Consider the following 14882-nt stretch of genomic DNA (forward strand, 5'->3'; position numbering starts at 1 on the left):
GGGTTGGTGTGGACTATTTTTTAATCAAGTTCTCGTAGATGGTGTTAACCAATTCAGCACCAGTCGTGTCTTGAGATAACTCCCAGGCCATCATCCCACCGAGTTTTTTCTTTTTGGCGAATTCAATTTTTTCTTTCAGTAATTGAACATCGTCATAAACAATGACATCGTTGCCATTCACTTTCCAAACCGCACGCGTTTTCTCATCACGGAATACCTTGCCCGGCAGGTTTTTGACATAGTGATATTTCAGCGTTGATTCACCATCGGGGCCTTTGACAGCAGCCAGGCTCGGCTGGTAAAGGCCGTTGTTTTCTAGGCTGTTCACTTTCCAGCCATAGCCATAAAACGGTACGCCCAATATGAGTTTGTTGGCTGGAATACCACGCGCTAAATAGTCATCGACCGAGCCATCGACCGAAACACGATCTTTGGCCCCGCCATTCAGAACGGCATGATGCCCCGTCGTACCAGACCATGGGCCAGTGAAGTCATAGGCCATCAGATTGATCCAATTGAGGTATGGAATGATTTTTTCTAGCTCGATTTTTTCCGATTTGGACGACGAGGCAGGCGCGGCAATCGTCAGCAGCAAGCCCGGTTTTACGGCATCGATTTGTTTACGAAATTCGGCCAACAGCGCAGTGTAATTTTGCGTGTCTTCTTCGCGCACGATGTTACCTGCATTGCCCGGAGAGGCTGGGTATTCCCAATCGATGTCAAAACCATCAAACACACCGGCGGCAAGACCAGGGATGATCTTGCCTTCTTTGTTGGGCACATTGCCTTTGATGTAGGCATCAACACATGATTTGACGAAAGCTTCGCGATTGGCAGGCAGCGCTGCGTCAGAGAAATATTTAGACCACGTCCAACCGCCAAGGCTGATGACCACTTTGAGGTTCGGATTTTTTTTCTTCAACTGCTTAAGCTGATTCCAGTGGCCAAATATGCCGTTGTCGCCTTCATCGGGCAATCCATCCAAAGTCGCCTCTTTAGGCAATGCGTCCCAGTAGTCGTCACCAGCCGCACCCTCGCCTTTTTTATCTACGCCGATCACGCAGCGGTTGTCTTTGACATTGCCAAAAGCATACTCAAGCACGGTGATTTTGCTGGCCGCGCCGCTGATATCGAGGTTTTTAACATTGAAACCACTGTGTTTACCCCACGCGGTAAAGTACATCACCGATTGAGGTGTAGATGGGCCAGCAACGCCAGCGGTAATCGGCACTACTTTGGCTTCTTTTGCCTCACTGGGTTTAGCCGCCTCCAGCAAGGTCAACTTCACATTATCGATGTAAGCATCTTTGCCAACGCCTTTAGCCGAATCCCATTGCTCCCATTTCAAATGGAAATCGAATTTGCCTTTGAATTCGAGTTCGTAATGCTCCCATTTCTTGGTGTCTTTCAGCCGCTCAGGAAAGCCAGAAGCGGTGCTGGCAATCCAGTAGTATTTTCGACCGGGCAGGCCTTCATCAATGCCCAATGTTCCGCCACAGTTGCCCCCACATGTGCCCAGATAGTCAAAAGAAACCTTATATTTACCGGCTGGAAATTTGCTGCGGGTAAAAATATCACCCACATTCACCGGTTTATCAAATCGAGCAACTTTATTATCCGGATTGAGTGGATCGACAACGATGGACGTATAAATTGGCGACCGATCTTCACCGCCTTGACCGATCCACTGGCTTAAATCCTTTTCAAAATCTTCCGCGAATACGTAATTTGTTGGTGTCGTTTCAGCTTGCGCAAATGCAGATGCAATCAGTAGTGGTAATAGTAGTTTTTTCATGTCGATCTCCATCTGGGTTGAGAGTCAGTGCAGAACGCCTGTAAATCAGGCAAGGTATTCCAATTGAAGAAGGCAGTACCGATTTATTGCTAATGTCGAGCATAGTTTTACCGAGTAGCCACAGGCACAAGCCCACCAGAGAGGGAGGTGATTTTTTTATGCTGCTCTTCACGCTCCCTACTCCTCGTGCGCTGATCGCGATATCAGGGAGCCCCATTAATACACCCCTCAGAAGTAGGCGGGGTCAATAAAGCTCGCGTTTCCGTTAATCAGCGATCAAGCGGCGGACTCTAGTTGCATTTGCCAAGGTTGCTCCAGACACTCCACTCCTGCTTATTCGGGCGCTCGCCAATATTCCACCATTTGGCTTGCATGATCTGGTTATTAAAGGTGACTTTGCTGCCGGCTTGATAGATCTGTTTTTTATTCCATTGCTCGCTGGGGCACTCCGGTAATGGGTTGGCGCGCTGATTGCCGACACCGAGATTCATTGCATTGAGGATATCGCCGTTGTCTTGGCTTAAGACCCAAGCCATGACACCACCTAGTTTGTGCGTGACGGTCAGTTTGCCCTTTTGCTCAACATCACGCGGGTCGTCGTAGCCGATAAAGCTCTTTGTGCTTTCATTCCAAAGATAATGCGAGCCGATATTTGTGTCGTAGCGCACTTCGTAGCCATTTACCCCCAAGCCCTTGCTCCCAATATGGTTTGCATGCAGATCTTTGTAGATAAACTCACCCGGACCCATAAATTGGGAACCAAAGTTTCCAGTTTGGCCTTTACCTGTCATTGGGTTGCCAGGCTCGCGCATGTCCGCCACGTTGGTCCAGCCACGCCCATACATTGCGACACCAAGCACTACTTTTTCAGCTGGCACTAGGCGCAGATAGCTTTGCATGGCGGTATCCAAGCAGAACTGGGTATAGCTGGTGCATTTGAGATTGGTATGGTGACCGACATCGTTTGACCATGAGCCTGCATAGTCATAGCTCATGATATGGACGTAATCGACAAACGGAGAAACCTTATCTAGTGGCAGATCCAGGTAGCCACCTGCTGCGGCAGCGCCCAGTGCGGTGGTCAGTATGTAGTTGCGACCATTCTCATGCCCAAGCGCGGTAAATGCTGTGCGTAAATCGCGCATCAGATCGATAAACCCTTGCCGATCCTCGGGACTACCCAGTTTCACCCCGTCTTGCCACATATTGTCAGTAGGGGCTTCCCAGTCGATATCTATGCCATCGAGTGCAGTGTGGCTGCGTAGGTAATCGACGACCGATTGAACAAAAATGGCGCGTTTGGCCGGATCATTTGCAAAGAAATGAAAGGCATTACCACCTCCCCAGCCGCCAATGGCCGCAGTAATCTTCAGGTGAGGAAAACGCTGCTTGATCTCAAGCATCCGAACATGAGCAGCTACGTCCGAGGTATTTTCATTGACGGCCAGACGATAGTCCGAGCCATTTGCACCGACTTTGGCTCGGTTGGCATCGCATATTGGCTTGTCACCTGAATACTCACCGGGGCCACATACGCGTAAAAATGCGTACACCAGATGCGTTAGATTATTGCCGGCAATCTGGTCGGCAGATTCTTGGCCCCCGAAATACGCGGTGACGACTTTGCCCGACGTCTGCTTAAACGGCTGTGACTTACCGGCAAAGTAGTTGTAATTATCATCGGCGTGTACGCTCGCCATGCCGACCAGCAGGGCTGCTGCGATTAATGTTTTTTTCATACTGTCTCTTCCATCCTTAATGCACTTGATGCGCTTTTTATAGATTGCATCTGGCCCAACCTCTGTTGGCCGGATGTACTGCTGAATTGGCGACAGCAGATGTCGCCAGCTTCCCGCCGCCATACTTTCAATAACGACGAAAATCTAAAGTTCACTGTGCTGCACTAGCCGCAGTCTTTGCATCAATGGCGGAGCAAGGTGTTTGCCCTCGCCCCGCCCACTGCGACAACTGGCATACTTGGGTGAGGTGATGAGTGGGCTCTCACTCAAGATCTGTGCTCAGTGAGCACATTTGCTTACACTGGATTACGTACAAACAAGTGGATATGCTGACTTCATTCTAGCGAGCAGCTTGTTGCGATAGAATGTTCTAACTTGGCAGTAAATTTGTTCAAATATGCGCAAGGAAGTTGAAGTAGAAATAGTGCAAATGAGTCATAGCGGGGCCGCAAACTTTTGTGCAGAAGAACTGATCGCAAGGATTTTGTGAAAACCAGTTTGCACATCAAAGGGGAAGTGATTGTGACTCCGAGCGGTGGTGAGCCGGTCACGATTTATGCCGGGGATCTGGCGACTTTTCCGGCCGGAATGAGCTGCACATGGCAGATTACTGCGCCGTTGCGTAAGCACTATCAATTTAACTAAAGCCCCCTGATGTCAAGCGGCTAGGCTTGAAAAGCATCCTGTGCCCGCCTCAGGCACTGGCTGCTTGGCCTTAAATACTCATCGCAGCGACGCGAGAGACCTGCACCAGCTCTTCAATCGACAGCATGCACAGCTGATGCTGACGGGCAAATTCAAGCAGCGCCTCGCCCCGCATCATGGTGCCATCAGGCTGCATCAATTCGCAGAGCACCGCCGCATCACCACATCCGGCCAGCCGGCTCAACTCAATCGCCCCTTCGGTATGTCCGCGCCGCCCCTGCACGCCCGCGGGATGGGCAATCAGCGGAAAGACATGACCAGGCCGAGCCAGATCCGCAGGTACTGCATCGGGGTGTATGGCTGCAGCAATGGTTGCCAGCCTATCAGCGGCAGATACCCCCGTGGTAACGCCTTCACGCGCTTCGATTGAAACGGTGAATGCGGTGCCATAGCGGCTCTGGTTTTGGCTGACCATTGGCGGCAGATCCAGTTGTCTGGCGCGCTCCGGCGTCAGGCATAAACACACAATGCCGCTGCAATCACGGATCAGCATGGCCATCACCGCGTGACTTAAGGTGCTGGCCGGGCATATCAGATCGGCTTCGTTTTCACGATCCAGATCGTCGAGCAAAATCACCGGACGAGCCGATTGAAACGCCAGAATGGCCTGATTGACACGCAACTCGGCGCTGGAACTGGAACTGGAAGTGCAAAAAGTGGTAGCAATTTCGTTCATGTAAAACGCTCCTTGTAGTGGGCAAGAAAGCGTTCAGGGCACTCTACGCAAAGCGCAAGCGAAAACAGCGCACTCATTGCAAGAATGAATACGCTGCATGTCTTCTCTCATCCGGACTATACCGTCGGCTCAGGCATTTCACCTGATCTGCTGACCCTGCCAGCGGGGAGCTTGCAGGCGCTCGCGGGCTCATCGTTACGATTTACCGCCGGTGGGGAATTTCACCCCCCCTGAAGACGCAAAAGCCAGAAGAATCTGGCTTTTGCAGCATACCACAAGCAGGCTTTTAAAGGCTTTGCAGCTTGAGCCCGATGCTGCCCTTGATGCCCGCAGCATCCAGACCACATTCGGCCAGGATCTGTTTTTGTTCGCCGTGTTCGACGTAACTATCGGGCAGCCCCAGCTGCAGCACCGGTTTGCAGACGCCCGCGGCCATCATGGCCTCGATCACTGCGCTGCCTGCGCCACCCATGATGGCATTGTCTTCAACGGTAACAATCAAATCATGGCTTGCGGCCAGCTCCAGCACCAGCGCGGTATCAAGTGGCTTGATAAAGCGCATATTAGCCACCGTCACGCTCAAGACATCGGTCTCATTCAACGCTTCAGCAGCTGTTAGTACCGGTTCAAGCACCGTGCCGAAAGCCAGAATGGCGACTTTTTTGCCTTGCTGCTCGGCCGCAGGGCGGCGAATTTCGCCTTTGCCCCAAGGTAGCAAGGTCATGCTTGCGTCCACCGCAACGCCCATCCCGCTGCCACGCGGGTAGCGTACACAGGCCGGGCCTGTATGCTGGTAGGCGGTGTAGAGCATCTGCCGGCATTCGTTTTCGTCGCCCGGCGCCAGAATCGCAACATTCGGAATACAGCGCAGGTAAGACAAATCAAAGCTGCCCGCGTGCGTCGGGCCATCGGCACCAACCAAGCCAGCGCGGTCAATCGCAAACGTCACATCCAGATTTTGCAGCGCCACGTCGTGCACCAGCTGATCATACGCGCGCTGCAAAAAGGTCGAGTAAATCGCGACCACGGGTTTAAGCCCTTCACAGGCCAGACCACCGGCAAAGGTCACTGCGTGCTGCTCGGCGATGCCGACGTCGAAATAGCGCTCGGGGTGCTCGGCATGAAAGCGCACCATGCCGCTGCCTTCGCGCATCGCAGGCGTAATGCCGACCAATTTGTCGTCGATTTTGGCCATATCGCACAGCCAATCGCCAAATACTTGGGTAAAACTCGGCTTGCCGCCGCCCTTGCCTGCGGCCATGCCGTCTTCCGGCGTAAAGGGTGTCACAGCGTGATATTTCACCGGGTCAGCCACCGCCAGCTTATAGCCATTGCCTTTTTTGGTGACCACATGCAAAAACTGCGGGCCGCGTAGCGATTTGATATTCGATAAAGTTGCAACCAGCGTTTCCATATCGTGACCATCAATCGGGCCGATATAGTTAAAGCCGATTTCTTCAAACAGCGTGCCCGGCGTTAGAAAGCCTTTAACGCTTTCTTCGCCTTTTTTGGCCAGCTCTTTGAGCGGCGGCATCGCATCGAGCACCTTGCCCGAAGCACTGCGGATACCGTTGTAGAATTTACCCGACAAGAGTTTGGCCAAATAATTATTAAACGCGCCCACATTCGGTGAAATCGACATTTCGTTGTCGTTCAAAATCACCAGCAAATCGGTCAGGTCACGATGGCCGGCGTTAAACAGCGCTTCAATCGCCTGCCCTGCCGTCATGGCACCGTCGCCAATCACGGCAATCGCTTTGCGCTTTTCGCCTTTGAGCAAAGCCGCTTCGGCCATGCCCAGCGCAGCGCCAATCGACGTTGACGAATGCCCGACACCAAAGGTGTCATATTCGGATTCGTCGCGTTTGGGAAAACCTGCCAGGCCGCCCTTCTGCCGCATCGTGTGCATGCGCTGTTTGCGACCGGTAAGGATTTTATGCGGATAGCTTTGATGACCTACGTCCCACACCAGCCGGTCGTGTGGCGTGTCGAACACATAATGCAGCGCCACAGTCAGCTCGACTGCGCCCAGATTCGAGGCGAAATGGCCGCCGGTCTGGCTGACCGAGTCGAGCAGAAATTGCCGTACTTCCTGCGCCACTTGCGGCAAATCTTTGCGCTCAATCTGGCGCAAATCGGCAGGACAGTCGATGGTGTCGAGCAAGGGATATTTTACGGGGCAAGTCATGAATCTATCATCCCATCCACAGGGGTATACCCCTGTAGAGATTATCAGTATTTGCGGTCAACGATATACCCAGCAAGGGCATGCAGTAACTGGGCTTTTTCGCCAAACGGAGCCAGCGCGGCAAAAGCCGCCTGTTTCAATTCTTCGGCTTTCTCTTTGGCGCCTTTCATGCCCAATAAGGCGACATAAGTGGGCTTGTTATTGGCCGCATCCTTACCCGCAGTTTTACCCAAAGTGACGGAATCGGCTTCACAATCGAGAATATCATCGACCACTTGAAACGCCAGCCCGATACATTTGGCGTAATGATCCAGCCCACTACGCTGCTCGTCGCTCAAGCTTGTACCGCAGTAGGAGCCCAGCAGCACGGCCGCGCGAATCAGCGCGCCGGTTTTCAGGATATGCATGCGCTCAAGTTCGGGCAGGCTCAAACTCTGACCCACGCTATACAGATCAATCCCCTGCCCGCCACACATGCCCAGACTACCTGAAGCGCGCGCCAGGATATTGACCATTTTCAATTGATCGCTAGGCTGATCGGCCAAAGTGCTGGCACTGAGCACATCAAACGCCGCCGTTTGCAGCGCATCGCCCGCCAGCAAAGCCGTCGCCTCGCCAAAAGCGACGTGAACGGTGGGTTTGCCACGGCGCAATACATCATTGTCCATCGCCGGCATATCGTCGTGCACCAGCGAGTAGGCGTGGATCATTTCCAGCGCCGCGCCAACGGCTTGCAGGCGTTGCGGATCGGCATCGACCACCTGCCCGGCAGCAAACACCAGCAAGGGGCGAACGCGCTTGCCGCCGTCGAGCACGCTATAGCGCATCGCATCGTGCAAACGTTCCGGGATATGCGTACTGGCAGGCAGGTAATGCGCTAGCGCTTCTTCCATTTGCGCCTGCACCTGTGCCATCCAGTCTTTAAAATCGATCACTGCCGTCATTTAAGCCCCCGCTTCCGGCATGGCTTTCAATTCGCCTGCCTCAAGAATCTTGACCTGTTGTTCGGCGGCAGCCAGCTTGCCCTCGCAAAAGCGCAGCAGCTCGGTGCCACGCTGATACGCAGCCAGACTCTCTTCCAGCGGCATCTGACCGGCTTCCATTTGTAAAATCAGCGCATCAAGCTCGGCAACGCCAGCCTCATAGCTTTCGGGTAAATTCGCTTTCGCTGCTTTGGCCATCAACAATCTCGCAGTCTATCCAGCCGCCATTTCAATACCGCAGGCGAACTTGGGGCTAATTCTAAAGGCCGCTATTCTACCTCAGCAGCAATTTTTTGGCCTTGGCTATCATGCGGCCATGCACAAAATAAGCCGCAGCAAGACCATCGCCCAGAAAGCCAGCTTTCAAGTCGGCTCACTGACAGCTAGGATAAAGATATTCTGAATACAAAGCACACCACGATGAATATTCTGCTCGGAGCCATTGCCAGTAGCGACGCCAACACCCTTCTGCAAGAGGGCTGCTCGCAGCTGCCAGATCAACCGTATCATTTTGCCCATGTCTGTGCCTTTAACGATGAAATCCTGATCCGCCAGGAAGAACATTACCCGAAACCCAGCCGGACTTACCCTGTGGGTTTGCTCTGTCTGGGTTTTAATCAGCATGATTCTGGGCTGACGCTGTTTCGCGAACGAGTGCTGGTGGCACTGCTGGGGCATCTGGAAAATACCGAACAGATCATGAGCAAGCTGACCTCACTGGGTTACTCGCACAATCTGGGGCAGAGCGAAGAAGTCATCGCCGCGCTGATCGACTGGTACGACCGCATCCACAAAAATTTTGCACTGGCTGTTCAGCTGGCGCTCAAGGAATGCCGGGGCTATTTTGCGCTGGCCGCAATCAAGAAAGGCAGTGCAGATAATCTGTATTGCGCCACATTGGGTCCCAGCCTGTTTATTGGGCAAAATCAGGATGGCTGCCATTTTGCCAGCGACGCCGCGCTGATCCGCACCCGATCCTCATTGCTGATCGAGCTTGAATGCGGTGAAATGGCCGAGCTTAATCCACGGCATATTGCCTGCTTTGATACCGAGGGCAAGCCGTGCAAGAAAAGCCCGCTACCTGCCCATGCAGCTGGCCATTTTGACTATCATATGCAGGCCGATATTGCTGCACAGCCCCTGCTGCTGGCACAACTGATCAAGCATTATCAAAACGCACAATTATCCGGCTTTTTGGAGCAGCTGGCAGCCGGGCACCAGTACCAGCGCGTGTTATTGCTGGCCAGCGGCTCGAGCCATCATGCAGCGGCAACGGCGGGCTTCTGGATCGAGCAAATTGCCCAATTACCCGTTCATGTTGAATACGCCAGCGAATATCGGTACCGCAACCTGATTGTCGAGCGCAACACGCTGGTGATTGCCATTTCGCAATCGGGCGAAACCGCCGATACCATTGCGGCCTTGCGGCATGCGATTCAGGCCGGACATCAGGACACACTGGCCATCACCAACCACCCGGCCAGCACCCTCAGCCAGCTGGCCAAGTATCAGCTCACGCAATATGCCGGTGAAGAAATGGGCGCCACCTCGACCAAAACATTTTCGACCCAATTGCTGTGCCTGTATTTTGTCGCACTCAAGCTGGCGGCAGGCAAGCGGATTGATATCAGCATCGCCGCAGCTGAGCTCAATTTGCTGCCCAACGCGGTGGCCGCCGTGCTGAATCTGCAAGATGCACTCAAACAATGGGCACAACAGCTGGCCAAGGTGGAAAACCTGTTTCTGATCGGGCGCAATCTGCATTTTCCGATTGCGCTGGAAGCGGCACAAAAAATGAAGGAAGTCAGCTACATCCACGCCGAAGGCTATCCGGGCGGAGAAATCAAGCACGGCCCCGTCACCCTGATCAACCACACTGTGCCAGTGCTGGCCTGCCTGCCCTGGGACCTGATGGCCGAAAAAATGCTGGCCAATCTGCAGGAAGTGCGAGTCCGTCAGGGTGAAATTTATGTCCTGAGCGATGTGGGTTTAAGCTCGGTGGAGGGGTTTTACTGCATCCGGATGCCGCGCAAGCTGCCGCTACTCAACCCCGTTCTGTATGCGATTGCATTTCAGCTGCTCAGCTACCTGACCGCCATTGCCCGCGGCAATCAGGTCGATACACCACGCAATCTGAGCAAAACACTCGATAAGGAATAAAACGCCTAGGCTTTAACAGCGGCAAGGCATAAAAAAACGCCACGATCTGTGGCGTTTTTCATTCAAACAAAATAATTGGCTAATTATTTTGCTGCGTTAATCATATACAGTGCCGCAGCTTTAAATTCATCATCAGAACCGCTGTAGCCACCTTTGGCCGGCATCGCATTGATGCCTTTAACGCCGTTGGCAATCGCAGCGTCTACACCATTTTTCAGACGAGGCGCCCAAGCTGTCTTGTCAGCAAATTTAGGTGCGCCAGCAGCACCGGAATCATGACAGGCCATACACACCGAGGCGTAGATTTCTTTGCCTTTCACATTAGGATCAATTGCACCGCCAGCTGCTGCACCAGCAACGGCAGGCTCTTCAAACTTGCCACCCACTGCATTGCCCATAAAAGCAACCGCACGTTTGACTTCGTCATCGGTCAGATCAGCCGCGCCACCTTTGGCTGGCATGGCGTTAAAGCCGGCAATCGCGTGCTTGCTCAGCGTTTCAAAACCTTGGGCAAGACGCGCAGTCCAGGCAGCCGCATCGCCAAACTTGGGTGCGCCAGCCAAGCCGGCGCCATGACAGGAGATACACACGCTTTCGTACACGCTCTTGCCGCTGCGTGAACCCGGAGCACCGCCTTCTACAATTTTAACAGCGCCAACTGGCTGCAAGCGCGCCGAAACCGCTTCACCAGTCATTGTGGAACTCGTCAGATTGGTATCCATGCCCGATGTAAACAGCTTGATCAGCAAGTAAACAATCAGTGGCACGCCAATCAAAGCCGCCAGCACCATGCCAGCAACACCTTTCGACGCAGTTGCGTTGGATCCGCTCATGCTGTCATCCCTTGTAGAAATCGTTATAAAAGTGAGCCTAATTCAGCTTCTGTGCGGCAATTATACCGATAATCGCAGCGACCACAAAGCATTCGCCAGCTAGACGTACCCTGCGGAAGCAGTTATTATCTGCCCTCCTCGGATGCACCCATAGCTCAGTTGGATAGAGTGTCAGTTTCCGAAGCTGAAGGTCGCAGGTTCGATTCCTGCTGGGTGCGCCAATCAAATCAAGAGTTTAACCTAAAGCGCCAAGCTCTTACAGCTGACAGAAAATCTCCTCCCTATAGAAGCCAAAACTTAATCGTCGTTCAAGCTGTTGCCACAATTGCGACACCTCAATCCCCGCATATGGTTTTGCTTGGCAAATACTCAAAAAGACAAAATACATTTGCAGTATTCAATTCGCCAAAATACAGGTTTTTAAACAGACACAAAATCATGGACTCAAACACGATAATTGAGCTGGCCATGGGTCAGATCCGGCAGCATCTGCAGCGCCATCCGCAGGCGGCGGATACGCTGGAGGGTGTTCATTCGTGGTGGCTGGCTAGCCAGGAGCCACCAGCCATCACCGAGATGGCGCTCAGGCAATTGCAGGCGAATGGCGAAGTTGAAGCGCTGAATATCTGCCCTCGCCTACTGTGGCGCGCACGGCGTGTACTTGATGAGCCTGGCACGGACATCATCTAGACGTCATCAATTGGCACTATAATCACGGCTTTCTTTATCTGGCAGGCCAGCATGTCCGGCAAATCCCAAGCGAAATGGCAACAAATCAGCAGCACGCTGGCGGATGAAATCCACCACAAGCAACTCTGCGGCCAGTTGCCGATTGAGCCCGTGCTGGCCGAGCGTTTTGGGGTGAACCGCCATACGGTGCGGCGAGCTTTGCAGGAGCTGGAAAATCTGGGGCTGGTGCGCATCGAGCAAGGGCGCGGCACTTTTGTGCAGGAAGACCTGATTGCTTACCGGATGGGGCGCAAGGCGCGTTTTTCGCACAGTCTGGCGGCGCAAAGCCTGGCTGGGCAAAGCAAAATCACGCAGCATTCGGTGGTACTCGCACACGATGAAGTCTGCAAAATGCTGGAAGTGCCCGAAGGTAGCGAGGTACTGAAAATTGACGCGCTCGATTATGCCGACGAGCAAATAGTTGGCGTGAATACCGAATATCTGCCGCTGCCGCGCTTTGCGCAGTTTGCTGAGTTGTTGCGGCAACACGGCGTGATGAGCGAAGCACTGCGTGCCGCTGGCGTGCAGAATGTGTCGCGCAAACTCTCACGCATTACCGCCCGCCTGCCCGGCCCCGAAGTCGCCGCCCAATTGGCGCAGCCCAAAACCCAGCCAATTTTATACGTCGAAAGCGTGTATCAGGATGAAGCTGACCAGGTGATCGAATATGGCATTACCCGCTTTGCAGCCAATACGATTCAGCTGTTGATCGAGCCAGAATAAGGCACCACAGCAAGATTACCCAGTACGAGTATTGGCCTATAGATTAGATCAATATTAATCTACAGGCCAATACCCCTTAGTGATCTGCCTTGCCGGCCGCAGCAGCAAAACGCGCCAGCCATTGATCCAGCCAGCGCGGCGCTAGTCCGGCATCCTCGGCAGCTTCTTTGCGGCGGATCGCGTTGCGCACCATGATTGAACCCAGCCAACGAATCGGCTCAGGCGGGAAATGCCCAAGCGGGCCGCTGACCAAAGCACAAGTGCGCCAGCCCTCTTGTTCCTCGCGCACCATGCTGGCCAAAATCTGCCCGCCAAGATAGCAGGTGCTAACCCCATTACCGGAATAACCAAAGCCATACACGATATGAGGCTGATCCACCAAATAGCCAAAAAATGGCAGCCCCGTTACCGAACGATCCGAAGCGCCAGTCCACGATGCGGCAATCGGTACATCGGCCAATTTTGGAAAAAAGCGGCGAATCGCTTGCTGTAGCATCGGCACGTATTGGCTGGCCTGATCAAAGCTCGCCAGCATGCGTCCGCCAAAGGCAAAGGTATTGCCGCCTTTGCCCAGCATCAAGCGGCCATCGCGGGTGCGGCGATAGTAATGCACAAAAATCCGCGAATCACACACCGCCGCGCCGTGGTTTAAGCCTTGTTGTGCCAATTGATCGGGGCAAGGCTTGGTGATCACCATATCGGATGACACCAGCGCAATGCTGCGCGCAAACTGGCGAAACTGGCTGGCCATCCACGCATTGAGCGCCAGCACGACTTTAGTGGCGCGCACCAATCCGGCGGGTGTACGCAGCTGCGCGGGCTGACCGTAGTTCAAGCTGAGCATCGGGGTATGTTCATAAATGCGCACCCCCATCTGCTCGGCAATCCGTGCCAAGCCGCGCACCAGCAGCGCCGGTTGCACGCTGCCGGCAATCGGTGAAAACTCGCCGGTCAGATGCGCATCCGAGCCCGTTTTGGCTTTGAGTTCTGCGGCCGATAAGCTGCGCCAGCTATTGATACCCTGCGCATCCAGCTCGGCCAGCACCGCATCCATCGCGCCCAATTGGGCCTGATTGGTCGCGGTATATACCGCACCATCAAGCTCCAACTCGGCATCGAGCTGATGCGCGCGGCAAAAATCGGCCATCGCCAAGACCGCTGCTTCCGATCCTTTGACGATGCGTACCGCTTCATCCTCGCCAAACAAGCGGCGTAAAGTCAGGTATTTGGGTGCCAAGGTCAGCACGCAACCGCCATTACGCCCCGACGCGCCGCTGCCGCACAGGTTTTTTTCCAGAATCACGATGTTTAACTCGGGTTGCGCTTGTTTGAGCTGGATGGCGGTCCACAGGCCGGTGTAGCCGCCGCCGACAATACACACATCAGCGTTGATCGTTTCAGCCAGTGGCGTCCGATGGCTGGGGGCTTGGTATCGCTCCTGCGCCAGCGCTTGCGCCATCCAATACGGCTGAAACTCGTCGCGCAAACTCATGGCCGTTCACCGCGCGCCAAGCGGGCCTCGATATCGGCAATCACCGGCATTAAATCAGCGATACTATCAATCACATAATGCGCACCAGCTTGAGTCAGTTTTTCACTCGCCACGCTGCGTCGCTGCACTTGTTGGTCTGCGTCCAGCGCATCCCATTCGTCTTGCGTTAGCCCTACTTCATTGCCGCTAATGGCCAGCCCCACCGTCCACATGCCCGCGTTCAGGCCTTCGGCAATGCCGGGGATGGTGTCATCGACTTTGACGCAGGCGGCTACTTGCACTATGCCCAGCTCAATGACATTGGCCAGCGCCATCCACGGGCCGGGACGCGAGCCCGCAGCCAGATCATCGGCCGCCACAATATGATCAGGGCTAAAGCCGGCTTGCGCTGCCAGCGGAATCAACTGCGTCATCACCGCGCGCGGGTAGCCGGTGCAGCTGCCGATTTTGAGGCCCTGTGCGCGTAGCTGCGCGATGGTGTCAATCGCGCCACGAATCGGCTGCGAAAAATGGCCTACTTGCTCAATTTGCAATGGCATAAATAGTGCATAGATGCGATCAACATCGGCATCGCTCATTGTGCTGCCAAATTTGGCCTGCCAGCGCGCCGACACAGCCGGGATTTGTCCAACCGCTTTAATGTGATCCCATTTGGCCATCCCCATCGGCACGCGTGCCTCGGCCAAGCTGATGTCCACGCCAATCTGGCTAAAGGCCTGCACCAAGACTTGGGTCGGCGCAAACGAGCCAAAATCCAGTACGGTACCAGCCCAATCGAAAATCACCGCCTCAAGCGGGCCGCGTTTTGAGGAAAGTGATGAGTTTATTTGCATGGTATTTATCCTTTTTAGAGAGTTCA

At 54.0% G+C, this 14882-nt stretch carries 13 protein-coding genes, 1 tRNA gene and 1 riboswitch; of the genes, 5 read left to right on the top strand and 9 right to left on the bottom strand.

Annotated elements, in window-relative coordinates; genetic code table 11:
* Positions 1-13: 13 nt before the first annotated feature.
* Both FLS37_RS09390 and FLS37_RS09395 read right to left on the bottom strand, forming a co-directional pair.
* Positions 14-1795 carry a glycoside hydrolase family 18 protein gene (locus FLS37_RS09390; RefSeq protein ID WP_157669637.1) on the bottom strand — a complete coding sequence of 594 codons (1782 nt, stop codon included), beginning with the start codon at positions 1793-1795 and terminating at the stop codon, positions 14-16.
* A gap of 290 nt (positions 1796-2085) precedes the next feature.
* The gene (locus FLS37_RS09395) at positions 2086-3657 is read right to left on the bottom strand and encodes a glycosyl hydrolase family 18 protein (protein WP_157669638.1); all 1572 of its coding nucleotides are present in this window, start codon (positions 3655-3657) and stop codon (positions 2086-2088) included.
* Positions 3658-4020: 363 nt separating this feature from the next.
* Between FLS37_RS09395 and FLS37_RS09400 the strand changes: the two genes are divergently transcribed.
* Positions 4021-4179 carry a cupin domain-containing protein gene (locus tag FLS37_RS09400; protein ID WP_198314561.1) on the top strand — a complete coding sequence of 53 codons (159 nt, stop codon included), beginning with the start codon at positions 4021-4023 and terminating at the stop codon, positions 4177-4179.
* Between the two features lie 70 nt (positions 4180-4249).
* On the opposite strand, the gene ribB is transcribed toward FLS37_RS09400, so the two are convergent.
* From ribB to FLS37_RS09420, 4 genes are all read right to left on the bottom strand, one after another.
* Positions 4250-4915: a 3,4-dihydroxy-2-butanone-4-phosphate synthase gene (ribB, locus tag FLS37_RS09405; protein ID WP_157669640.1), complete on the bottom strand. Its 666-nt coding sequence runs from the start codon at positions 4913-4915 to the stop codon at positions 4250-4252.
* A 95-nt stretch (positions 4916-5010) separates the two neighbouring features.
* Positions 5011-5157: riboswitch (FMN riboswitch) on the bottom strand.
* 44 nt (positions 5158-5201) lie between these two features.
* Positions 5202-7103, bottom strand: coding sequence for a 1-deoxy-D-xylulose-5-phosphate synthase (dxs, locus tag FLS37_RS09410; RefSeq protein WP_157669641.1), 1902 nt, complete (start codon positions 7101-7103; stop codon positions 5202-5204).
* Positions 7104-7147: 44 nt separating this feature from the next.
* Positions 7148-8047: a polyprenyl synthetase family protein gene (locus tag FLS37_RS09415; RefSeq protein WP_157669642.1), complete on the bottom strand. Its 900-nt coding sequence runs from the start codon at positions 8045-8047 to the stop codon at positions 7148-7150.
* On the bottom strand, positions 8048-8284 hold the full coding sequence (locus FLS37_RS09420; RefSeq protein ID WP_157669643.1) for an exodeoxyribonuclease VII small subunit: 237 nt from the start codon (positions 8282-8284) through the stop codon (positions 8048-8050). It lies immediately after the preceding gene.
* A gap of 222 nt (positions 8285-8506) precedes the next feature.
* On the opposite strand from FLS37_RS09420, the gene FLS37_RS09425 reads away from it, so the two are divergent.
* Entirely contained in the window at positions 8507-10246 is a 1740-nt protein-coding gene (locus FLS37_RS09425) for an isomerizing glutamine--fructose-6-phosphate transaminase (RefSeq protein WP_157669644.1), read from the top strand.
* A gap of 83 nt (positions 10247-10329) precedes the next feature.
* Here the strand turns inward: FLS37_RS09425 and FLS37_RS09430 are convergent, their stop codons facing one another.
* Complete coding sequence (locus tag FLS37_RS09430) at positions 10330-11079, bottom strand: cytochrome c5 family protein (RefSeq protein ID WP_157669645.1); 750 nt, start codon at positions 11077-11079, stop codon at positions 10330-10332.
* A 144-nt stretch (positions 11080-11223) separates the two neighbouring features.
* On the opposite strand from FLS37_RS09430, the gene FLS37_RS09435 reads away from it, so the two are divergent.
* From FLS37_RS09435 to phnF, 3 genes are all read left to right on the top strand, one after another.
* Positions 11224-11300 (top strand) — tRNA-Arg (locus FLS37_RS09435).
* A gap of 247 nt (positions 11301-11547) precedes the next feature.
* Entirely contained in the window at positions 11548-11769 is a 222-nt protein-coding gene (locus FLS37_RS09440) for a hypothetical protein (protein WP_157669646.1), read from the top strand.
* Between the two features lie 51 nt (positions 11770-11820).
* Positions 11821-12531 (top strand): phosphonate metabolism transcriptional regulator PhnF, encoded by a 711-nt coding sequence (gene phnF, locus FLS37_RS09445; protein ID WP_157669647.1) that lies wholly within the window; start codon positions 11821-11823, stop codon positions 12529-12531.
* Positions 12532-12607: 76 nt separating this feature from the next.
* On the opposite strand, the gene FLS37_RS09450 is transcribed toward phnF, so the two are convergent.
* Both FLS37_RS09450 and phnX read right to left on the bottom strand, forming a co-directional pair.
* Complete coding sequence (locus FLS37_RS09450; RefSeq protein ID WP_157669648.1) at positions 12608-14023, bottom strand: FAD-dependent oxidoreductase; 1416 nt, start codon at positions 14021-14023, stop codon at positions 12608-12610.
* On the bottom strand, positions 14020-14856 hold the full coding sequence (phnX, locus tag FLS37_RS09455; protein ID WP_157669649.1) for a phosphonoacetaldehyde hydrolase: 837 nt from the start codon (positions 14854-14856) through the stop codon (positions 14020-14022). The genes FLS37_RS09450 and phnX overlap by 4 nt, the downstream gene beginning before the upstream one ends.
* Positions 14857-14882: the final 26 nt, after the last annotated feature.

It is taken from the genome of Chitinibacter sp. GC72, from assembly GCF_009760905.1.
Lineage (GTDB): Bacteria > Pseudomonadota > Gammaproteobacteria > Burkholderiales > Chitinibacteraceae > Chitinibacter.